Below are 470 nucleotides of genomic sequence, written 5' to 3' on the forward strand. Positions count from 1 at the left end.
GGCTGCAACCGTGTCCGTTTTGCCCAATTGAATGAGGATAAATTGGAAACATTATCCCGTTTTTTAGAAATTTGGGTTATGGATTAGAATAAATAAAGGCCGTCTGAAAGTTCAGACGGCCTTTTTTAATGGCTGTTAATGATGATGGTGGGCATGGCGTGCGGTCGCGCGTTTGGTACCGACAGGTACAATCAGCATCGCGTAAGTATTGTCTTTCTGACATACGCTTTTATCGCTGTAATCGGTCTCGTTCACCAATTTGATTTTCCACAAACCGTCAATCAGCGTAATCACATTGACCACGCAGTTTTTATCGGTTTTGCCGGAGAAGCCTTGAGGCTCGCGGTGGTCATGAGTTGATTCCAAGTCCATTTCGGCCCAAGTGTCGGAGCTGGCGGTAACAGTGGCTTTAACCAAAGGCTCGCATTTGTACAGGACCTTGACCGGCAAAATACCGCCGGCTCTGACTG

The 470-nt window shown here is 47.0% G+C and carries 1 pseudogene; it reads right to left on the bottom strand.

Features of this window, described 5'->3' with window-relative positions:
• Positions 1-135 precede the first annotated feature (135 nt).
• Positions 136-470, bottom strand: a pseudogene (locus tag ACTHUT_RS21865) (DUF4198 domain-containing protein); the annotation flags it as partial.

The sequence above is a fragment of the Neisseria sp. P0022.S010 genome, from assembly GCF_051956635.1.